The organism is Pectobacterium punjabense, assembly GCF_012427845.1.
GTDB lineage: Bacteria > Pseudomonadota > Gammaproteobacteria > Enterobacterales > Enterobacteriaceae > Pectobacterium > Pectobacterium punjabense.
The window spans coordinates 1,794,153-1,815,991 of sequence record NZ_CP038498.1; the positions used below are offsets into that span (position 1 = coordinate 1,794,153).

A 21,839-nucleotide genomic window follows, 5' to 3' on the forward strand; every position below is an offset into this window, starting at 1 on the left:
ATGGAAATAAAATATATTGAAAATGAGACTGTCTTTTTAGCCAGAATGTCTGGCTATAGTTTCAAACTTTCCGATAGGAAATGGCAATTAGGCAAAGAAACCTGTGTATACCCTTATAAAGTGGTAGAAAAAATGCCCGAACGAATGAAGCTTAGCTACCTAAAGACACTGGCCTACTATGCTTCTGAATATAGTCCAAGTTATATTGAAAGTATTAATTACCTGTTCAATGAGTGGTTTGGGATCATGACCATCAAGACGATTGATGATAAGGCAGTATATCAATTGAATGTTCACTTAGGCTCAACGAAAAACTACAAGCTAAACACCATTAAGGCTTTTATTGCCAAATGGAAAGCGTTCAATTATCCAGGGGTAGAGGCAAGTGCTCTCAGAATGATGGAGAGAATAAAAATCATTCCGAAAAAAACTGGAGAAGCAGTCAAAAGACGAGATCCGAATGCAGGTCCATTAACTGAAACAGAATTCAATACCATTCTTAAAATCGTGGGAAAAAATTATAGAGAAAATAAAATTGATTGTTATTTATATTGCTATATTGTTTTGTTGGCAAAAACAGGAAGAAGACCAGTGCAGTTAATATCTCTTAAAGCCAAAGATCTCATCAAAGACGAGAAAGGACACTTTCTTAATATACCAAGAGTAAAGCAACGAAAAAATTTCAGAACAGAATTCAGTTTGAAAATGATAGATAGTCAATTGTATGAAAATTTATTAATTCTGATTAATGAAAATCAGTCTTTTGTTGAAGCTCAATTAGGTGCTGAGGTTTCTTACCTGAGAGATGAGTTGCCAATTTTTCTGGATGTTAAAAAAATGGCTGAAATAAAAGGTGTGGACAATTTTTCATCTTATTTTAAAACGGATTTTCTTCACATGAGAAATTCATTTATCTCAAGGAAGTTAAAAGAGTTTTCTGTTGAATTTGATATTAGATCCGAAAGAACTGATAGTTATTTAAAACTCAATGCAAGAAGATTCAGGTATACATTAGGAAGTCGTTTGGCTAATGAAGGTGCATCAATTGAGGTCATTGCTAAAGCATTAGACCATAAATCAGTAAATTCATCTGGAGTATATGTAAAAAATAGTCCTGACAATGTTCATGATATCGATAACAGGCTAAGTCCTTTTTTTAATCCCTTAGCTAATATATTCATGGGGGAGAAAAGTGAAGAAAACAAGGATCTGTTTATTAAGCATGTTTTAGATTCCTTTTTACTCATTGATGATGGGAAAGAGAAAGTTAAATGTTTAACTTGTAAAAACTGCCAACTCTGGAGTGCATAATGAGCAATATTTTTATATTTGAGCCAATTAATACTAATGATCCACACAAGAATACTGCTAAATTTATCGAGTTTTGCAAGACTACTATTTTTAATAGCACTTTAGTAACTTCATGGGAGAGTAATATATGGAAAAAATTTTACAGATTTAATAAGTTTGACATGAAAAGCAATTCAAACAGCCGGGAGCCTTTAGATGACTGTTTTATTGATTTTGCCAAAGCATACATGTTGCATGTGCATTCATTCAATAAAGCTAAGTCGAAACCCACAACATTAGCAATGTTGAAGATTGTTGAATTTGTTTTATTAAAATTAACCATGAAAGCTAATATAACTAATTGTAATAATTTGGTTTTTGATGAATGCGTAAGATTAGCCTCTGAAAAGTATTCAAAAGCACATGCATGTTTTATTGGAAAGGAGCTTGAAAATTTAAGCATGTTTTTAAGTGAAAATAGAATGACTAATTCATCTTACTTATTTTGGGTAAATCCATTAAGGCATAAGGTCACTCAAACCTGGAGTGGTTATGAGCCTTCACTGGAAGGCCATTCTAGATTGCCTGATATCAAGTCTGTTATAGCAATTGCGGAGATTTTTTCAAAGGATGATAAACAATTATCTCCCAAGGATATATTTACTACTTCTGTGCTTGCGTTACTAATGTGCGCTCCAGGCAGAATTTCAGAAATTTTAGGTCTACCAGAGGATTGTGAAATCACCGAAAATGATAGTAAGGGGATTCAACGATACGGTTTGAGATTCTTTTCAGCAAAGGGATATGAGGGAGATATAAAGTGGATACCTACTGCGATGATACCAGTAGCTAAAAAAGCTATTAGTAGATTAAGAAAGTTATCCAGTCAGGCAAGACTTTTGGCAATAAAAATTGAAAGTAATCAATCTGAATCATTGGAAAACACACTCAGAGAAAATATACCAGAAGATTTTCCCTGGTATGATGCTGAGAAGAATATTAAATATTCAAATGCACTTTGTTTATTAAATGAAGGGCAGTTATGTAAAAGAAAATCCGTAAAATTAGAACGTTTGTTCAGGCCTACAACTCATTTTTTTATTGATTCAGCGAATGTCAAAGGAGAGCTTAATATATTTAAGAAATATCATTATTTGAATGAAGATGGTAGCCCATATTTATTGAGAACACATCAATTGAGACATCTACTCAATACATTTTCTCAAATAAATGGTATGGATGAATTTAGCATTGCTCGTTGGTCTGGAAGGAAACTTATTTCACAGAATGTGTCTTATGATCATCGGTCGCATCTTCAAATGTCTAAACTGATAAGAGATGAAAGATCGTCAGTGATCACGAATACTCACAGAGTGAAACAAATACCCGTTGTTGCTCTAAATGAGTTCGATTCATTGAGTAGCGGGGCAATCCTCATTACCAAGTATGGGTATTGTAAGCATTCATATGCATTTAAGCCTTGTGATGCTTACCCTTTTAAAGAGTCTGGTATGAATAATGAGAGCTTATCTAAAATACACAATAAAATTATAGAAAGAACACTTTATGATAAAAATGATGGAAATATCCATGCTGAGAAATGGTATGAGTTTCAAAATAAAATAATAAAAGGAGAGTAAATGGCTAAGCATATAAATGGTTGTCATGAAAAGAAGATAGTAGATTTAATTAATACATGGCCCATAGATAACAAACTAACCTGGGATATTTTATGTGACAAGTTAATTGGAGTCATTGGAAAAAGACCATCGAGACAATCTTTAAGTAGTCATGTAAAGATCGCCGAAAGCTTCAATGTAAAAAAAACCATTATCAAATCTGGTGAAGTCCACACTGTAAAACCCGCTAATTTAAAAGTAGCATCGCAAAGAATTAGAAGGCTTGAAGCAGAGAATGAAGCGTTGAAGGCACTGAATTCCCGATATTTAGAACGGTTTGAAATATGGATATACAATGCTCATCTTAAAAAAATAACGCTTGAAGAACTCAATAATCCCTTACCTGCAAAATATCTTTAGTTGATAGTTTTTAGCTATTGACATGGTTAAATATTATGGTATTTCTTTATTTGTCAGGATGACAATATTAATCATTTGAATGCAAGGATGCATAGTTATGAAAAAAATAAATATGAGTTTGATGGAAAGGTATCTGCTGTTGCTCGACAGGTTCGTTGATAAACTCGATGAATCTGGTTTCTCAGAGGCAGAAATCACCGAGCAGTCCTACCTTTTTTGTGCAGGGTTCTATATTAAATACCAGCAAGACATAGAAAATCTGACGTTTTCAAACAGAGAAGTGGTATTGAGCTTTTTGCTTCTCTCCTACTATAGCCATATCGAAAAAATCAGTGATGATTTGATAGATAAAGTCCGTCTGAACAAAGTCTTCCTCTCTATCATCAGTTTCATTATCGATAATGGTGGAAGAACAGAACGGATCTACGTGCATGAGAAAAAGAAGTATGATGCCAACAAGCTGATAAGGGCTTCAGCGAGCCCCAGGAAGAGTGGTTGTCGGTTGTGATGAAGTGTATTAGCTAAGACCTGATCTGGCAGTGTTGCGGCGCAGAGCAGAGCTAAACGTAATCTGACAGGCTGCTCTGTGCCAGGAGCGGAACTTGCTTACATCGTGCTATGTTAGTTTGCTGGGAGCAGGTCAATTGTGTCATCTCTCCAATGAATTAGATTAAAGGCTTGCAAAATGAACTACATCAGAAAAAAATCTTTGAGCAAGAAAACAGCCAAGAAAGCCAAACAGAAGTTGCTTACCCCAGAACAAAGAGCATTGCAAGCAGCCAAACAAGACCAACTAAGGGAAATCAAATTCGCTATCGCTGTTCATGCTATTAACCTTTTTCAGCAATATAAAGCACTCCGTAAAAATGGATTAGATAGTCCCACTGCTACTTTGCAAGCTCATGCTGGTTATAAAAAAGTACACGGGCATAAATTCTCTAGTTCCATGTGGACAAAAATCAAAACTAAAGCAGGAATTCAGATCCATAATCACGAAAGACAAAATAGCCGTAAATCGCTTAATCTTGCTAAGCTCCGTACCCGCTTAGAGGCTAAACGTAGTGTACTTACACAGAATCAAAAGAAAGTACATAACCAGAATGCAAGTACATTACGTTTAATCGGTGGCAAGAAGCTACCTGTAACATCTATGGGGCTTGTTGTATGTCCTGTCTGCCAGATTCATGTAAAAGATGATGCTATAGAGTGGCATTTACGACACAACCACGTAGGCCATGTCGCTAACCCACTTACTATGCCTGTAGTAACTCCTGTTGATGCTGTCGAAGATGCAGATAGTAGAGTGAATAGATCCACTGGTGAAAGATACATTTCTTTTTGGACTGATAAACCAGAAGGCACTAAACGTTATTTATTACAAGTTTATCCTAATGCAATCCGTGTAACTCTTCCCTTCATGGGGTTAGATCTAAACAGCAAATGTGTTACTAAATGGTTTGATAATTTAGAAGAAGCTGTAGAAATACGTGATCTATTAATTGGTGACAAAACACTTCCTATTGAAGCTCCTACTATTGATGTGGAAATTGATAAGGAAGATAAACGCTATTTCAATAAACAAGTTTATCAAACTGCATTACGAACAATGACACAATCAGAAGCCTGGAAACTCGCCACTGATGAAGATGCTAGTATGATATTTTTAAGCTATCAATACATAAGCCCATTAACACCACCGGAACCTAATATTGAAACATCTTTTGTCATAGGTACAGGGGCTATAGCTATTAATGAAGAGCTAACTAAGCCTATAGAAGCTGCACATGATGCCTGTGCTACAGGGCGTACAGTTGAAGTTACGCACAAAGCCCGTCATGCAGGAGATCAAGCTGATTTCAAACGCCGTGTTTGGGATAACTTCAATGGTAGATGTGCTATCACTGGCTATAAACTGCCAGAAGGGATATTAGAAGCTGCACACATTGAAGCAATAACAGAAGCTGCGAACAACAACACCTCTAACGGTCTATTACTTGAAGTAAGTCTACACCGTATGTTTGATAAAGGATTGATGGGGATTAATCCAGATGATTTAACGGTTCATTTTGCTATTGATTGTATCCACAAAACTATCTTTGAGGGTAAAACCATACAACCGCATCATGTAGACCTTGATGCTGATAAGTTGACGGGAAAATGGAAAAAGTTCAATGATAAGAGTGAACATGACTTGTCTGAGTACGCTTGAAATAAAGCGTGTAGTGGAGAGCTAAATTCGGTCACTTAAACTGTATTACTCGATCTGACACACGGTCTTAAAAGGTTCATAGTTACCGGTTTTGATATGGATGCCGAAGCCTTTTACAAAATGTAAGTATCCCAGCAAAATGAACCATTCACTTTAACAGATATGTCAATTTCCGCATTTCGCTCAATGCCGCCTGTCAGATTTGTTTGTTGTCCGCGAAAACTGTCAGCTCAAGTCTAAGGTAAAGCCGATGAAAAAAGCCCATAGTGGTGAAACTACGGGCTAATGCTTTCCCTAATGCTGTTTATGGCGTATCAATTATTTGGAGGGTGAAACCTTCCACTTGCCTTCAAATTTAAAGAACTTAAACTCCATAGTGGAGGTTTTTTCACCCAGAAACGGGAGTTTTGCACTGTATTCGACCGTGCATTTGTAACCCCCGTCGCTGTCTTTTTCTTTGCAAGCAATTTTCTTGGCGGAGTTAAAGACCACTCTCGCTGATTCAGACGGTGCGCCCTTATTCATATCTTCAGTAAAAGACTGCATCGCTTTTGTAATGTCGGCATCAGCCGGTTCGCTATCGCAGCCGGTAAGAAAAAATGACAGCACCAGTAAACCTAAGGATAATTTTTTATTCATCATAGCTCTCGTTAGCTGATTACTGCTTGTTAAAAGGCTCCGCGTTTAATCTCACTTGCACCAGCACTGAACTCATAAGAACTGACTTTTTCACCTTTAAACGTAATGAGGATAGATTTTTCTTCAATATCCGTTCCTCCAATCAGCACCCCGACAAGAGGAATGTATGATGTAGGTTTACTGCGGTAGTTATGCATCGAATAAGACCACTTTTCCTCATTATCTGAGGCGATGCGTTTATCCGGCTCACCAAATGCGGTTAATACTTCTGACTTAGTGGTTTTTCCTTTTACGATTTTCGCTTTTACATCTTCCTGCGTTACATTTTTCAGTGTCTGATTACCGAAGGAATAACATCCAGAGAGAGCGAATGATACCAATACTGCGGTGATGATTTTTTTCATTACTATATGCCTTGGGATTTATTATTAATTAATTTTTAACGTGTTAATGATTTAACAAGATGTCTGAATTCGATATCAAACTTGTCAACCCTGATGTTTAATAACCGGATCAGAGCATGGCAGACTAATGTTGATAGCAAATAGGTATGCCAGAGTTCGACGTTGTCGAAATTGAAAAGAAAAATGCAAAGTGAAGCGTTAGCAATAATATTAAGGATGATGAAAGTAGCAGCAAAAAAAGGTGGGACAGGCATAGCAGAACTATAGCTTGCAGCAGTAAATTGAAATCTGGGCCCCAGAAACAGCGTAATCGCACTTGGCCCAGATACAACAAAACATCTTCTGGGGAGGTTAATTTGTCGCTCTTTGGTGGTTTTATTAACAATCACTGCATCTTCAAATGATGTATAAGCGTTATGATCGCTGTAGCAGTGAAATGCGTATTTTTTAATACGATGCGATTCTCTGAACGCTAACCCGTGCGCAGAGATTTGTGTTTCTGCTCCGTCATCTTTTTTTACCCACAGGGTATCGTTGTTCGGGTCATAGCTGATGACCGTGCCTGAGAACGTTTCCTGAAATGTATATGCCCGACCGCAAAATTCAAATTTCTCAGTAGTGATTTGTTCTTTCCATTGTTGACGCACCCAGTCTCTGGAATCAGCGTCTTCTTTCCGGTTTTTCCTGTAGGTAAAAAAAGTCCAGATCAACAGGGGAGCAGTGACGGGCAGCCAGAGCCACCAAACCCCGATAGCATTTCCTCTGGAAAACCAGTCAATAAATAAAGGCAGCAATAATGCAATCCAAAAACGTCTCATGAGTAAAATGCTCATACAAATTCCTTAATAGCTGAAGGTGAAAGTCATATTCGATGTATGAAGAAGTCAGGAACTATGCATGAGACGAGTTGTGTCATTTCATAACCTTTCGTTAGTTGAATAAGTAAATAGAACAGTTAAATCAGTGTTTTATAAGATATCGTAAAGCTACATTTTGAACAGTTGTGATTAAACAAAGCAAATCGCTTGTAACGATCGATGGTTCACTTATGATAGTTTAAATCTATCATAATCGTAATATAGATCGTTTATACCGATCGTTTGTTTTGTGTTTTTTGTATGAAGAAGAACTTGCAGAAGCCTTATCAGCCTTACATTGAGAATGATGATGGGGATGATTTTGGGGTAGTTTGAATGGTGTTTTTTGGTGTTAACGCCGTAATTTCTATTATTTTCCCGCCAGTAATAGTGTTGTGTTTTCCTGGGCGTTTGAGTGTTGGGATTTTGAGTTTTTTCAACATGCCAATGATGATGTTGAGGTAGGGGATGGTTTCCAACCATCTGAAACTCGTAAGCATATGAGATACCGGTTTTCTGCGGGGAGCTTCTTTTACCGCTTCGGTTACATACACTTCTTTGTTACTTACAACAGCTTCGTTGCGAAGCGCTGTGGGATAAGTGATAGCGTATTCGTCCTGACCAGCGTCTTTATTAAGGGTAAGCGTTTCGGTAGGGCTGTTAACGTCTTCTGTTGTGATTTCAGGGGTATCTATAGCAATGGTCATATCAAGAGCTTCGCTAACAGATGCTTCACTAACAGGTGTTTCACTGACAGAGGCTTTCAGAGAGAACAGAAAGTCATTATCGCGTTCCGGTTGGTAATCGATCTTGTTTTGTAATTCAGCCCAGGAATAGTTTTTGCCAAGCTGCGAAGCTTTGAAAGCAATCCCTTGGTATTCGAATGAAAAACCATTCATCTTTCCGGTAGAAGCGATGTTCGGAACTACCCTGATGTTTCGTGCCACAAGCTGCGTCACAAACTCAGTCGTTGATGGTTTACCGGCAAGCAATGCTTCAAGAGCTTCCTGGATGACTGTTTTTGGGGATGGCTCTTCCTTATACTTCTCCATCATCGCTTCGTTACGCGACAGCTTTTTAGGTTTTGGTATTGCGCCCATAGGCTTTTGTGTCGGGGATTCTCTAGATAGCGAAGGAGGGTAGGGCGAAGCTGGGGATTGGGATGCTCCCGATTCTGGTCCTTTGGTTCTTGTCAGGTGGTGATCTATTTCTAACTGCTGAATGATACGGGTGCTGATGAGGTTTTCATTTTTGCCAAGGTAAAGTTTCCCAGCATTCAGGTCGATACGACTGGCAATAACGTGGATGTGCTGGCCGTCAATATCGTCATGCAGCACATAGCATCTGAGATGCGTTTCAGAGAACCCCATACGCTTCATATAGTCATCAGCAATCTCTAACCATTGAGCCTCTGTCAGCGCTTCGTTTTTCGGCAGGCGAAGCGAATTGTGCCAGACAGGTTTAGCGACATCCGGGCGAAGCGTTTTTGTGGTATTAAATTCAGCGATCAGATCTCCGGCTGCATCCCCCATCATGTTCCCACCAATCACTACTGGATCTTTTTTATGGTGAGAACCTGGCCTTAATGCATAGAGAACTACACCAGCGAAACCCTTACCTCGGCGGATTTTTTGCATTCCCTTCACAGGGGCTGCTCCATATATTGGTCTGTATCAGGTTCTGGCGAAGCTCTGATATCTGACGTTTCACAGCGAAGAGTTCTGTCTGTGTTAGAGAGCTTCCAACACTTTTATCATCGAGATGGACAACCAGCTTATTCAGATTCTGCGAAATCTCACCAAGGGTTTTCCAGGCTTTGAGATTAACAGGGGGAATAACGGAGGGAAGGTTATGCTGAAATGCCATACGCAGCCATTCAGCTTTGCGGTGATGGCCACGCCTTTCATTCAGAAGCGACAACTCTTCATTATTTAATCTGACACTGACGCAATGGCAGCGAAGGATATTATTAAAATTATTACCAGTGCTCATATGAACTCCTTTTCATATAATAAAATAAAAGCATATTCCGTATGCTTAGAATTACTTATATTGCAGAAGCCAACAATGTCAATGCATGATGTTGATTTTGCTTTTAATTTTTTTTCAACCGAAGGGCGAAAAAACAAGGGAAAACTCGGAGAAGCCAGCGTAGCGCTTCGGAGAGTTAGCCCTTGCTTAATTATTTTGATTTCAATATTGACATTTTATTTTTCTTTGTTATTTATTTGTTATGGTTGTTAGTTTTCAGAGAATATGCGTGATAATTTAAAGTTAGGGGGAGGTATGGTAAATAATTTTATTGGTGTATTTAAAAACTCAAAAGAATCAAGATATAGCGTATGTTTATTATTGTTGATGTTAATGATCGATATACCAATATATTACTATTTTGTTGGTGTATCATCTTTGATGAACACACATGGGCTGGATTTATTTATAACAAATGATTTTTTTCGGTTTATGTTTCCTGCATCAAGTTATTTTCTGATGATTCAGTTTGTTTTGACAACATTATTAATTGCTGGAATTTTTTATGATTTAAAATCAGGGAGGTATATAAATAAAAAGCCCTAATGTTTTTTAAATGTAACACTAGAGCTATTTTATATTAAACAATTGTTTCTTTATAATATTTAATTAATGAACGGACTGAAAGTAGTGTTTTTATAGTTGCAAAGGCTGCAATGGCTGATAATAAATACAGAGAGAAAATAATTATATATTTTTTTGAGTTTTCAATATCCCCATAAGATATGAATTCGATTACATCTTGGAAAGATATTTTTATATTTGATATAGACAGTATTGTTAATAATAAACTTATTAGACCAAATAAATATAGAATAGCATCTGATAATTTTTCTAAGATATTGATGTTTCTCTCTGTACTATTCATAAAAATGAAAAAAAACACTGTTCCAGTGGCTGTTGGAATTGTTACCAATAGAGCAATATGAAATTTAAAGTAGTATAACATTGGGATTATAAGATACGGAAGAATTAAAAAAGTAAAACCTTGAAACCAAATTATTTTCTTTGGTTTTTCTATGTTGGACATTGATTTTTCCTTTGTCAAAGTGAATGAGTAATATGTGTTTCTATATCTAATCAATATGGTCATATGATAGACGTTTTATTGAAAAAATTAGCTATAAATAATTTCATGAAATAATTAGGCTGATATGTGATTTTCTGATCAATAAAAACATTTTTACACAGATAAGTGTAAATAAAAATAGATAATAATAATATTAATCACTGAAATGATTTTTTTTGATGGTTTTTCGGATTTTTAAATAAATTGAACTTTCAGGAGATTGGCGGATCTGATCGCTATAGTCGTTTCAGCATAGGGTCCCCATGGCAAAGCAAATGTTTAAGGCCACCAGCTGGTCAGCCTAAAATAAATCGCTCGGGCTGCGCGGTTCGCTGACAGTCTGGCCTGATGAGTCTGCCATTGCTGCATGGACTGAGTGTGCACAGCCTGAAGGTCGTGGCCTACCGCTTCACTACACCGATATGATTATTACCACGGTCTTAATGATGAAGCGCGTGTTCAACCTGCCGCTCCGGGTTTTACAGAATTTCGTTGACTCAATTTTTAATGATGGAGCTGCCGCTGTGCTGCCCGAATTACTTTCTGGTCAGCAAACGAGCAAAGAGTGTCAACATCAGCATAAAAACGCCAACCCATAGTGAAATCCCACATCTGGTCATCGACGCTACTGATCTGAAGGTCTTTGGTGAAGGCTAATGGAAAGTCAGACAGTATGGGTCTGACAGACTCAGAGGGGCGCAAGCTTCATCTGGTTGCAGACAGTGCGGAACACGAGATTATCTGTCTCGATTTATCGCTCAGCAGTACGACAGATGGCAGGCACTGCCAAGGCTGATTAACCAGACTAACAGAAGAATCAGGGAAGCCATCTGCAGATGGCACTTATGACGCAAGCTACTGCCATCATGCATTACGGAGGAAAAAGATCAGGTTGCTTATCCTTCCACGAAGCGGAGTACAATACTGGCCTGACAAGTAACATGCTCGTAACCACGCTGTGGCGAATCAGCATCGTAGCAGCAGTAATGGCGTCTGGAAAAAGAAAGTGGCTATCATCGTCGCTCAGTGCCGGAAACAGAGATGTTCCGAATCAAAACGTTGCTGGGTGACGCCTGAGCATGCGGGATTATGATGCTCAGTGGGTGAAGCGATGGCGATAGTCAAAGCGCTAAACCGGATGCCGCACTGCATCTGGATCGCATAACAGGTGTTCCTGCGGGATCGATCCTGCTGGCTAACTCTGATTTATTCAACAAAACCGATTTTTCTATCGATTATCGGTAAATTTTTCACAATGGTTTTTACCATGTTAAAAATCTTTACGGACTACGTTTTTTATAATTCATCTCCGCCATTAGTATTCAAACTGTCCATATAAAAAACTCCTATTAAAGTAACTTGAAATTATTTAATTTATTGATTTTTAATATTTTTATTTCGTTGTGCATGAGGTGGAAAACGTGGGCGATATACTCTAAAATATAGAGCCATTTCAATTTTCAGGTTAAGATGTAAGCTAATAATTAAAATTTTATTCTTCTGGGAGATATAAATGAGTAGGAGCGATTTTACTTTTCAACCTAACGTATCTATTGATGATATTCTGTTAGATCCACAGAACCCAAGAATTCGAGCAGGAGAGGATCAAAATGATTGTATTTCTCGTGTATTGCGTAAGGAAGAGCAAATATTACGATTAATGAATTCTATTGCACTTGATGGGCTATCCACTATGCCAATACTTCTTATGCCAAATGGAAATGGTAAATGGGTCGTCAAGGATGGAAATAGGCGTATAACTTCTTTAAAACTTCTTAACAATCCAGATCTATGTCCATTGGAAACATTGAGAAGTAAAATTAGATTAATATCAAAATCAAATAAAGAAAATATACCTAAACATATAGATTGTTTATCTAGTAGTGATAGCGATGCTATTGCAAAGGAAGTTATCAGTAGGCATTCAGGAGCATTAGGTGGCGCTGGACAATTAGACTGGTCTGCATACTTAAGAACCGTATATCTTTTGAATACCGGTCATCCATCTGAATATAAAAGGGCTGGTCAGTATTTGTTTTGGGCTGAAAATAATAAAATACCTGTAGAGGATGATTTCCCTATAACTAATATTAGTCGTTTTTTCAATGAGGATAATTTGAAATTATTAGGTTTTGACATTTCAGATGATCAATTGGAACCTATTCTTCCTGAAGATAAATTAATAAGAATGGCCTATAAAGTTATCAATGATTTTTATTCAAAGAGAAAAACCGTAAATGACGTTTATACTCCAGAGCAGGCAAAGAGTTATTTAAATGAAGTTCGTTCTAGTGCTGGTGTTGTAAGCGATGAAACAGAAATGGAAGAGGAAAGTAACGCGAATCGACCATTTAGCACAAACTCTTCTGATAACAGTGGTAATGAGTCTTCTTCTACTACCGGAAGTGAAGATAATTCTGATGAGACAGATAATTCATCCTCAAATAACTCTAATTCAAATAAAGGAGAGGATTCTAATGGTTCAGAGAAAAAATCGAAAAGAGTAAGTCCACCAAGAAAACCTAATTGGGATAGAAAAAAATTATTCTGGAAAGGAGCTAGTTGTCCTGTTATACCAAGTTCAGAACTTAAGGCAAGAAATATTGTTAGAGAAATAGGAAAAATAAATTCTGAAGATGCAACTTTAGCGGTAACAATGCTCTTACGTGGACTTGTTGAACTAAGTGTTGGATATCATAGAAAGAATAATAATATGAAAGATTTAACTAAATTAGCAGACAACATGCAATCATCTGCTGATTCTATGTATCAGGCTAATAAAATTGATCGATCACAACTCGATTTGATTAAAGCCTACACAAATACATCAAGAACTGATGTCGGCATATTAAATATAGATACATTGCAGAAATATCTACATAGAGAGACTCATATGCCTAATAAACAAACAATTCATACGTTCTGGGATGAGATTTGCTTCTTTGTTAAGCTATGTTGGCAATAAATTTTGTTAAATTTATACTGAGATGTTAATCTCATATTATAAAAACTAGGAGAAAGTCTAATGAGATTTGGCACACCGTTGAGATATCCTGGCGGAAAAGGAAAACTTACAGAATATCTGAAGCTTGTACTGATTCAGAATGAATTAGTTTCTGGACATTATGTAGAACCATATGCTGGTGGCTCAGGTATTGCAATAAACTTGTTATTACAAGGCTATGTTAGTCACATTCATCTTAATGATATCAATTATTCAGTTTATGCTTTCTGGCATAGTGTACTGAATGACACTGATAAATTATGTGAAATGATTATTAGCACTAAAGTAACAATAGATGAGTGGCACAATCAAAAAATGATACAAAAAAACGTATCTAATTTTAGCTTGCTTGAGGTCGGTTTTTCAACTTTCTTCTTGAACAGAACCAACAGATCAGGGATCTTGACTGCTGGTGTTATTGGTGGGAAAAACCAAGAAGGGAACTGGAAGCTTGATGCTCGATATAATAAAGAAGATCTTGTTTCTAGAATTGAACGAATTTATTTAAATAAAGAAAAGATTAGTTTGTATAATATTGATGCAAAATTTTTTATAAAAGATATTTTGCCAAACTTTCCCGATGAAACTCTTATTTATCTTGATCCACCTTATTATGTTAAAGGTCAAGGGCTTTATGAAAATCATTATACTCATGATGATCATCTTGAAATAGCTAAAATCGTTCAAAATGATATAAATCACCCTTGGGTTGTTTCATATGACAATGTTTCAGAAATAGCGGATATGTATAATTCTTCTGAAAGCATCATTTATGGTATAAATTATAGTGCTCAGAATAGGTATGAAGGCTCAGAAATTATGTTTTTCAGTGATAAAATACAAATTCCAGATGTCAAAAACCCATCGAATCTAAGGGCCTCTTAATCGCTTTTAGTAGATATTTAACTATTTTTCTTGTATGAAATCGTTCTATCAAACTTATATGGTTTATAATGATCTTTTTAGATTAATGGATTAACGATGGAAAATAATATTGTTTTATCTGGTTTTTTTATATTTCTTATTGTGTCTATTTATTTTGGCAGTTGGTCCGTTTTTTTTTATAATAAAAAATTTAGATTGGATGAACGAAGTCTTGATCAACAGCCTATTTTTTGGTACGCAGTTGCTTCTCCTTTAATAGTTTTTTTTATACTTGGAATTTTTGTTTGGAAAGATTCTATACCCGATTTTAGTCGTCATGGTTTTGATGAATTTTACAGCATAAGCAAATTCCCATTATCTATTTTAGCACTATCTCCGATATTAGGGGCCTTTGTCGCTAGTGTGCATAGAACAATTCAGACTGAGCGACAAATAGAAAAAACTAACGAACAATTAAAATTAGTAAAAGTTAAAAATAATGCGGATTTGTTTTATAGCCACTATAAATATACTTTAGATGAAATGAAAAATGTTGAAGTTATTAATTTTTTTGAAAATCCGCTTTCATTTAGAGATAAATTGAAAAAAAACATTTCGACTGATGACGGAAATAAAATTGAGATTAAATTAAATATTAAATATCCGGGTAAACTTTATAAAAAAATATTTAACTCAATGGATAAGAATTTAAAGGATGGGTTTGAAGTCAATGTTAATGGCGGTTTTTTTATTAAAGTAATTGAAGAGCTTGATTTATTAACTGAGGTTTTAAATAGATATGATTTTGAGATTAGCCTAGATAATGATTGCTATCATATTGATTCAAAGGTAACTTTTGATTTTTTTAAGTGTGAATTTCTCAGTGAGATGAAGTCTATAGTAGATAGGCTAATAGATGAATTTTGTCTTGAAAAAAAACATTTCGAATGGAAGGTTATTGATGATTTAATTGATGTTAATAAATTTGATGTGCTGTTTAATAATCCTGAGTCATATTTGGAAAGTAGTGATTCTAAAATAGTTAACCATTACATTGGCTTTGTTAAAATCTTACAGGAGTATATATTACTATTTTGTGATTGTATTCAGGAAGTTATAAGTATAATAGAAAGCGATCCTTTCTATGATTATTATCTTGATTTTAGGAATAAAGAAATAGACTTTGACATCAATTCTTATTGTGTGGAGTTGATAACAACAAAGTTTTTTAGAAATAATATACAATTTTAAAATTAAAACCTGAAAGGATAATTTTAAATCGAATCAGGTTTTATAAAATTTTTAATTAATATTATTGTCTGAATGTAAATCCTGATACAACCAGTCGAGCCTTTCCCATAAGATGAACGTCAAAATCTCTTTGGCTTGAGGGTTCTTGGTTTCGATCACGGCGTAGATCAACGCTCGGCACTGATCGATGATTTCTTCCTGCTCTAGAGGTGTGTTATCGAACATGACTCACCTCTGCTGTCTGTTGCCGGAACTGATTAAAATAGCGCTTAGTGAATTGCTTAAAGTGCTGATCTTCCAATAGGGAATTGCTAGACTTGCTGATAGCCATATCGTTACTTTCCTTAACGTTGTGGTTAGTCTCTGTCTGATATGTCCGTATCAGGCAGGGACGAAACTGGTGATGAGTGTAATGTGCTTTTGTGATAGTGTACGTACCTATGGAATTTATCATATTGAAAAAGGTACGTACATGTCAACGATAAAACGAGATACGAAAAAATCTTCATCAGTGGGGAAATCACCTACCTTCCAGATACGGATCTCTCCTGAGCTACGTGAGCAGTTAGATGAAGTTGTAGCAACAGAAGGTGTCAGCTTAGGTAATTGGTTCAAGGAACTTGCACGTAAAGAGCTTCGCAAGAAGGGGATTGAGCCGAAGGGATGAATGGACCTTCCTTTCCTGGCCTTGCCCAAAAACTAGCAAGACCTATCTCACAGGATATGTAAGTGAACGACGAAGTCGAAGAGCTACTGGTAGCTGCAATAGACTTGGCGGCGAAATACAAAAAACTTACAGGTAAGCCGCTCGGAATAACCGGTGAAGTGGCAGAGTTCTATGCCGCTAAGCTATTAGGTTTGAAACTAATGGAAGCCCGTAGTGCTGGATATGATGCTACTGGTTCTGATGCTCGTAAAATTCAAATTAAAGGTCGTTCTCTTGCTAATAGTTCAAAGCCGGGGCAAAGGGTAGGGTCAATCAGGTTAGAGCATGAATGGGATTCTGTGATTTTGGTATTAATGGATGACGTATTCACTGTCAAAGAGATGTGCGAAGCTTACCATTGTGTAGGATTTAACTTTGCTGTTTATGAAGATGCTCTCAGCAGTATGGGAGCATCTTCATAAACAGCAAGCGTCGTTACAGAGCTGCGTTTAGAGTCGCGCCATATAAAATGTGGGTAAGTGTATGAATGATAATTTCTTTCACAAAAAACGAATTTATTAAATGTCAAGTATATATTTAACTGAAAGAATTGAAATTTTAATCTATGTGGATGTGGTAAGTATCTTGCCTCGACATTTTCATTTATCTAATTGATAAAGTGGAAATTCAGATAAAGAATAAATAATTGATGGTTTGAAAATGGAATTTTCACTGGATTGATTATATGTAACGTCAGAACTAAAACTGTAACCTATGAATGACTCTAGTTTTATAATTGTTTCATTAAGAGGCTTTGACCATCCATCTGAAATGAATTTAAATATTTTAGCATGAGATTCATCGCTGTGTGATATATTTGAGAAATGACCGTTTAGGCATAATTCTATATTACTTAACGCCAATTTGAAATCTTTTACAAATTGGTTTGCATTAGAAAAATGCAAAATCTCTCTCCCCTCAAAATCCTCACTAATTAATATGTTGTTTTTAACCTCTATATCCTCTATTTTTTTCTTACGCTCGGATGCACCAATTGCAAATGATGAGTATTTGGCTTTAGTACCCGCCCAATACTTGGGAGTGAATAAATTTTCCCCGTGTAATCCTTCAACTTCACCAACAAAACCGTAAGTATGTTTTTTTCCGTCAGAAATTAACATTAGTAAATCTGAGTGAATGAAAGTTTTTCCAATATTGCCAATATTGTATGTAAACCCAGCTTCATTTTTTTTTGTAAAGGCTTTATAATTGTTGTGCGGGACAAATATTTTTACTGAAATGTCGTCATATTTTTCAATTATATCCTGAAGTTTAGAGTCGGAACCAACTTTATAGATGTTCATAAATAAATATTCGAAGTTAGTTATTCCTCTTTTATTAAGGAGCCTATCCAGTAGTTTTTTAGTAATATCAATCCCATCGATTGATCTTAAGTAATCAATCATTAAATATTCAAAGCCATGGTTGCTAACTGCGCTTTTCATTTGATTGAAGAAATTAGATGGGTGCTTAAGTTTTCCTCTGTAGCTTTCTAATGAACCGTTATCAAAATTAAATTTAAGATTTTTTTGGTTATAAATTGTCTTTAAAACTGCACAATAAAACATCGCCCAGTATGATATTGCTTCATTTATAACTCGGGGTTTAACTATAATTGTATCTTTCATTGAAATCACTTTTGATTAAATATTAAAAATCATTAGTATTTAAAACCATCTGTAATAAATATTAATTTAAGACAAATTAGTGTGTATGTAAATAAAAAAATCACTTTACGTAAATTAAGATAAATCACAGTCGATGAATTTCTTCATGACATATAGAGGACTTCTAACTGTTTAAGGTAAATTACCAATTCATTTCTGAAAATGTTTGCACTAGGCTGCGTCTCGTAACTATTTTTTGTACAGATTTAGTCTTTACGGAACGAAAGGGAAATTACCTAAAGAGATAATTTTCGACTAAAAAATAAACAAAATGGGTGTGTTTTGACAGATTAACAACCTCCTATCTGCATCTTTTTAGCAGTGCAATGAGGTTAAGGGACACACCCTAGATGGGATGGACTACCCTACCTTAAAAAGGTAGCCCTCTTATGTTGAAGCGTGTTGCTCGAAAAGCCCCAGCGACTATGAAAGGACAGTGATTATTGCTTTCTGTTGGCAAACTCAAACGGGCTAACTACTCCATTGCGGTTCGCATCCAGAAAATCAGCCCACCATTGCAGCATCAACTTACGCTGGTCAAGATGGCTAACTTTATGGGTATAAGCAGATCTAACGGTATTTTTTTCTTTATGGCTCATTTGAAGCTCGACCGTGTCTTCCGACCATAATCCAGATTCCGTTAATGCACTACAGGCTAACGTGCGAAAGCCATGCCCACATAGATCGGTTTTGGTGTCATATCCCATGCGCTGAAGGGCTTTATTGATAGTGCCTGAACTCATCGCAGAATCACTGTCGTAAAACCCGGTGAAAATAAAGCCGTCGCCAGCTTTTTCACCATAAGTGATCTGTTTAACCTCTTTTAAGATCTCCACGGCTTGCCTGGAGAGTGGAACAAAATGCTTTCTCTTCATTTTTGCCCCACGGCCAGAGTATTTTACCCCTTTAACTTCCTTTCGCTGTTCAGGAATAACCCAGAGGGATTTTTTGAAGTCGATCTCATGCCATCGGGCAAAACGCAACTCACTCGACCTGACAAAAACCAATAATGTGAGTCTGATAGCCAATTCGGTTAAAAGACCCCGACCATGGTAGTCGTCGATCTTTTGTAAGAGGTCTGGAATTTCATAAATCTCGATAGAAGGGCGGTGCGCTGTCTCACCTTTTTCGACGGTGCCTGCCAAATCATAAGCGGGGTTGTAACTGATGATCTTCTGCTGGACGGCGTATCGCATGATCGACGTTGTATACTGCTTCAGGCGCATGGCGATGTCGAGATAGCCTAATTTCTCAACTTTTCTGAGTGGGGTTAGCAGATCACTGGTATCAAGCTCTGATACATCACGTTTTCCCAGATCAGGCAGAAGATAATTTTCAATGCGTCTCCAGACCTTAACTTTGTAGTCTTCTGACCACTTGGTTTTGGTCTCTGCCCATGCACGAGCCATCACAGCAAAGGAACGGGATTCATCCTGTGCTCCTGGTTGATCCCTGATACTTGCCTTTTTCTTAGCGCCGGGATCAATCCCATTAGCAATCAGCTTACGCGCTTCATCACGACGCTCCCTTGCGTCAGTCAAAGAAATGGCAGGGTAAACGCCCAACGCTAAAAGTTTTTGCTTCTGCGCAAAGCGGTAGGAAAGTCGCCAGTATTTAGAGCCGTTCGGGTGGACAAGCAGGTGCATACCAAAACCGTCAGTAAGCTTGTATTCTTTCTCAAGAGGTTTAGCTTTTTTTACTTTGGTGTCAGTAAGTGACATAGATTCTCTTTCCTTTTTGTTGGTATAAGGAAAATCAAACCAGGACTACCAAGAAATCTACCAACAAAATTGTTGGATTCAGGTATTTTTCAGTGGATGTTAGTAGACAAGAGAAGAGGGGCAAGTAATTGATTAAATGCAAAAATGTAGACGCCCGTAGGCATCTACATTCTTTAAATTGGCTCCTCTGACTGGACTCGAACCAGTGACATACGGATTAACAGTCCGCCGTTCTACCGACTGAACTACAGAGGAATCGTGTGAACGGGGCGCATGATATCCGCCACCTGCGGTGCTGTCAACGGCAAAATCAGCTTTATCGTTTGACTGTTTAGGCTATGTACAATTCGCCGTTTTTTTATGAGTTAGTAAATCGATGGGGCATGATAATTGGTGCTGTTTTGCCAGTTTTTTAGCCGAACGAGTGGATCTTGGCGATAGAATTTTTGGAAGCAGCGGTACAGATCTGGGAAGCGTTCTTCAAGAAGTTCGGGAGCGCTGAAGAAATATTCTGATAGTACGGCAAAACACTCTGCCGGATCGTGGACGGCGTAGGGGTCCATACTGGCGGCGTCTTCCCCAACCAGATCGATTTCTTCCTGTAAGGCATCCATTGCGCCGTGCAGATGTTGTTCCCAGGCAGCAATATCGCGCAGTGGAATCAGGGGAACGCCCGTTGCTTCACCGCTACTGCGAATATCCAGCTTGTGGGCGACTTCATGAATGATGAGGTTGAAACCGGAAAGATCGAAAGAGTCTTGTACTTCCTGCCAGTTGAGGACAATCGGTCCCTGATCCCAGCTTTGCCCAGACTGTACCATTTTCCCCGTATGCACGAGTCCGATGTCGTCCTGCCACTCTTCTTCAACAATAAACGGGCCGGGGTAAACCAGAATTTCGTGGAAGCCATCCAGCGCATCCATTCCCAGTGACAACACCGGTAGGGAAAATAACAGGGCGATACGCTGCTGCATGATTTCCGTTAACGCCAGTTCCTGCAACGGAATCAAGCGCTTTTGCTTCAGAAACTGCTCGGCAAGAGTAACCAGTTGCCGAAGTTCTTCATCGCTTAAGGGCGCGAGAAGTGGGATGGAAATCGCAGCTTGCCAGTGTTCAAGCGTCTGCACCTGAGGTTGAGTGTTTTTCCACGGCCATTTAATCATTGTTATTGCTCGTTAAGTCGTCACTTGAATTTAAAGGCGAGGGCGTGTGTTGTTAAAATAACATCGCTGTAAAATGCCGTAAAAGCGGGCATCATGGCAACTATTTAAACGGAGAGATGCTGGAGCGGCTGAACGAACCCGTCTCGAAAACTGGAGTAGGGCAACGCTACCGGGGAGAATCCCCCTCTCTCCACCACTATTCAAACACTTAGCACGCGTTTAGTCTGTGACGCTTTCCACACTTGGTAGCGGCTTAAAGCGGGCAGCTCAAATCCCCTTCTTTACAACGTAGCATGCTTTTGAATTCTTTTACGCGTGCGGCGGTTTTCTGCGTCAGGCACTGGGAATACAGCATGCCATGCACCGATCCCCCTGTTGTCGGGAAGGTCTGAAACTCACAGTCAGCATCGCGATAGGTAATCCATTTTCTCTGGGCTGACTTGAGCAGTGTCTTGTGTTCTTCAATAATTGTCCGTTTTACGACATCTTGATAAAGCTTATTAAGCTCATCATCCACTTTTTTATACGCCCGATCCGCGCATTGATTCATATCGAGCTGCGTGTTGGCGCTATTACAGTCCAAAGCCGCAGCTTGTACCGTGGGCAGTAAAAAAAAACATACAATGGCTAATTTTTTCATTATTTATCCTCTGTAAGCAGATGCTACGTGGTTTTTTTAGACAAACGCGCTTATCGAAAGAGCGCCTCTCAGCTCATGTGTATACTTTCCGGCATACCGCGTCGTCATTTTTTTTCTGGGAGCGTACCCTCGTCAGGGCCTTGCAACCTGATCATCGTAGTCCCGTAGCGTCACTGAACCACCGAATAACTGTTTCATCCTGTACATCGCTGCGTATTATACGATCCATCTGCTGCCGTAGAGTATAAGCACAAATATCATGGCGATTTTGAAGGAGAACGGTGG

22 protein-coding genes, 1 tRNA gene and 2 pseudogenes are annotated in these 21,839 nt (G+C 37.6%); 12 read left to right on the forward strand and 13 right to left on the reverse strand.

Features of this window, described 5'->3' with window-relative positions; translation table 11 throughout:
• The 5 genes from E2566_RS08010 to E2566_RS08030 all read left to right on the forward strand — a co-directional run bounded on the left by E2566_RS08010 (position 1) and on the right by E2566_RS08030 (position 5,538).
• Positions 1–1,311: a tyrosine-type recombinase/integrase gene (locus E2566_RS08010; RefSeq protein WP_107169406.1), complete on the forward strand. Its 1,311-nt coding sequence runs from the start codon at positions 1–3 to the stop codon at positions 1,309–1,311.
• Positions 1,311–2,930, forward strand: coding sequence for a DNA-binding protein (locus E2566_RS08015; RefSeq protein WP_107169407.1), 1,620 nt, complete (start codon positions 1,311–1,313; stop codon positions 2,928–2,930). Before E2566_RS08010 ends, E2566_RS08015 begins: the two co-directional genes overlap by 1 nt.
• The gene (locus tag E2566_RS08020) at positions 2,931–3,329 is read left to right on the forward strand and encodes a hypothetical protein (RefSeq protein WP_107169408.1); all 399 of its coding nucleotides are present in this window, start codon (positions 2,931–2,933) and stop codon (positions 3,327–3,329) included.
• Between the two features lie 97 nt (positions 3,330–3,426).
• Positions 3,427–3,837, forward strand: coding sequence for a hypothetical protein (locus tag E2566_RS08025; RefSeq protein WP_107169409.1), 411 nt, complete (start codon positions 3,427–3,429; stop codon positions 3,835–3,837).
• 177 nt (positions 3,838–4,014) lie between these two features.
• Positions 4,015–5,538, forward strand: a complete 1,524-nt coding sequence (locus E2566_RS08030; protein WP_107169410.1) for an HNH endonuclease signature motif containing protein — start codon at positions 4,015–4,017, stop codon at positions 5,536–5,538.
• A 318-nt stretch (positions 5,539–5,856) separates the two neighbouring features.
• Here the strand turns inward: E2566_RS08030 and E2566_RS08035 are convergent, their stop codons facing one another.
• The 5 genes from E2566_RS08035 to E2566_RS08055 all read right to left on the reverse strand — a co-directional run bounded on the left by E2566_RS08035 (position 5,857) and on the right by E2566_RS08055 (position 9,430).
• Positions 5,857–6,180 carry a hypothetical protein gene (locus E2566_RS08035; RefSeq protein WP_240618629.1) on the reverse strand — a complete coding sequence of 108 codons (324 nt, stop codon included), beginning with the start codon at positions 6,178–6,180 and terminating at the stop codon, positions 5,857–5,859.
• A 26-nt stretch (positions 6,181–6,206) separates the two neighbouring features.
• On the reverse strand, positions 6,207–6,581 hold the full coding sequence (locus E2566_RS08040; RefSeq protein ID WP_107169412.1) for an META domain-containing protein: 375 nt from the start codon (positions 6,579–6,581) through the stop codon (positions 6,207–6,209).
• 35 nt (positions 6,582–6,616) lie between these two features.
• Positions 6,617–7,414 (reverse strand): hypothetical protein, encoded by a 798-nt coding sequence (locus tag E2566_RS08045; protein WP_107169413.1) that lies wholly within the window; start codon positions 7,412–7,414, stop codon positions 6,617–6,619.
• 317 nt (positions 7,415–7,731) lie between these two features.
• Positions 7,732–9,084, reverse strand: coding sequence for a relaxase/mobilization nuclease domain-containing protein (locus tag E2566_RS08050; protein ID WP_107169414.1), 1,353 nt, complete (start codon positions 9,082–9,084; stop codon positions 7,732–7,734).
• Positions 9,053–9,430 carry a hypothetical protein gene (locus E2566_RS08055; RefSeq protein ID WP_107169415.1) on the reverse strand — a complete coding sequence of 126 codons (378 nt, stop codon included), beginning with the start codon at positions 9,428–9,430 and terminating at the stop codon, positions 9,053–9,055. The genes E2566_RS08050 and E2566_RS08055 overlap by 32 nt, the downstream gene beginning before the upstream one ends.
• Positions 9,431–9,724: 294 nt before the next feature.
• Here E2566_RS08055 and E2566_RS08060 point away from each other — a divergent pair, with 294 nt between their 5' ends.
• Positions 9,725–10,015, forward strand: a complete 291-nt coding sequence (locus tag E2566_RS08060) for a hypothetical protein (RefSeq protein WP_168444497.1) — start codon at positions 9,725–9,727, stop codon at positions 10,013–10,015.
• A 34-nt stretch (positions 10,016–10,049) separates the two neighbouring features.
• Here E2566_RS08060 and E2566_RS08065 read toward each other — a convergent pair whose 3' ends face one another.
• Positions 10,050–10,499: a hypothetical protein gene (locus tag E2566_RS08065; protein WP_107169416.1), complete on the reverse strand. Its 450-nt coding sequence runs from the start codon at positions 10,497–10,499 to the stop codon at positions 10,050–10,052.
• Between the two features lie 359 nt (positions 10,500–10,858).
• On the opposite strand from E2566_RS08065, the pseudogene E2566_RS21700 reads away from it, so the two are divergent.
• The 4 genes and pseudogenes from E2566_RS21700 (at position 10,859) to E2566_RS08085 (ending at position 15,657) form a co-directional block, all read left to right on the forward strand.
• A pseudogene (locus E2566_RS21700) lies at positions 10,859–11,703 on the forward strand (IS5 family transposase).
• Between the two features lie 348 nt (positions 11,704–12,051).
• On the forward strand, positions 12,052–13,503 hold the full coding sequence (locus E2566_RS08075) for a ParB/Srx family N-terminal domain-containing protein (RefSeq protein ID WP_107169419.1): 1,452 nt from the start codon (positions 12,052–12,054) through the stop codon (positions 13,501–13,503).
• A gap of 60 nt (positions 13,504–13,563) precedes the next feature.
• Positions 13,564–14,427: a DNA adenine methylase gene (locus E2566_RS08080; RefSeq protein WP_107169420.1), complete on the forward strand. Its 864-nt coding sequence runs from the start codon at positions 13,564–13,566 to the stop codon at positions 14,425–14,427.
• Positions 14,428–14,523: 96 nt separating this feature from the next.
• Positions 14,524–15,657, forward strand: coding sequence for a hypothetical protein (locus tag E2566_RS08085; RefSeq protein WP_107169421.1), 1,134 nt, complete (start codon positions 14,524–14,526; stop codon positions 15,655–15,657).
• A gap of 51 nt (positions 15,658–15,708) precedes the next feature.
• Here E2566_RS08085 and E2566_RS08090 read toward each other — a convergent pair whose 3' ends face one another.
• A complete protein-coding gene (locus E2566_RS08090; protein WP_165800651.1) occupies positions 15,709–15,882 on the reverse strand; it encodes a hypothetical protein in 174 nt (57 codons plus the stop codon).
• Positions 15,883–16,129: 247 nt separating this feature from the next.
• On the opposite strand from E2566_RS08090, the gene E2566_RS08095 reads away from it, so the two are divergent.
• Together E2566_RS08095 and E2566_RS08100 are read left to right on the forward strand one after the other, a co-directional pair.
• A complete protein-coding gene (locus E2566_RS08095; protein ID WP_039554759.1) occupies positions 16,130–16,324 on the forward strand; it encodes a hypothetical protein in 195 nt (64 codons plus the stop codon).
• A 62-nt stretch (positions 16,325–16,386) separates the two neighbouring features.
• On the forward strand, positions 16,387–16,785 hold the full coding sequence (locus E2566_RS08100; protein WP_168444498.1) for a DUF6998 domain-containing protein: 399 nt from the start codon (positions 16,387–16,389) through the stop codon (positions 16,783–16,785).
• A gap of 177 nt (positions 16,786–16,962) precedes the next feature.
• On the opposite strand, the gene E2566_RS08105 is transcribed toward E2566_RS08100, so the two are convergent.
• The 6 genes and pseudogenes from E2566_RS08105 to E2566_RS22035 all read right to left on the reverse strand — a co-directional run.
• Positions 16,963–17,991, reverse strand: coding sequence for a hypothetical protein (locus E2566_RS08105; protein WP_107171090.1), 1,029 nt, complete (start codon positions 17,989–17,991; stop codon positions 16,963–16,965).
• A 479-nt stretch (positions 17,992–18,470) separates the two neighbouring features.
• A complete protein-coding gene (locus tag E2566_RS08110) occupies positions 18,471–19,751 on the reverse strand; it encodes a tyrosine-type recombinase/integrase (RefSeq protein WP_107171091.1) in 1,281 nt (426 codons plus the stop codon).
• Positions 19,752–19,930: 179 nt separating this feature from the next.
• Positions 19,931–20,006: transfer RNA gene (locus E2566_RS08115), tRNA-Asn, on the reverse strand.
• Between the two features lie 110 nt (positions 20,007–20,116).
• Positions 20,117–20,914, reverse strand: a complete 798-nt coding sequence (gene mtfA / locus E2566_RS08120; RefSeq protein ID WP_107171092.1) for a DgsA anti-repressor MtfA — start codon at positions 20,912–20,914, stop codon at positions 20,117–20,119.
• 253 nt (positions 20,915–21,167) lie between these two features.
• Positions 21,168–21,554, reverse strand: a complete 387-nt coding sequence (locus tag E2566_RS08125; protein WP_107171093.1) for a lysozyme inhibitor LprI family protein — start codon at positions 21,552–21,554, stop codon at positions 21,168–21,170.
• A 68-nt stretch (positions 21,555–21,622) separates the two neighbouring features.
• Positions 21,623–21,764 (reverse strand): annotated as a pseudogene (locus E2566_RS22035) (IS5/IS1182 family transposase); the annotation flags it as partial.
• Between the last annotated feature and the right edge of the window lie 75 nt (positions 21,765–21,839).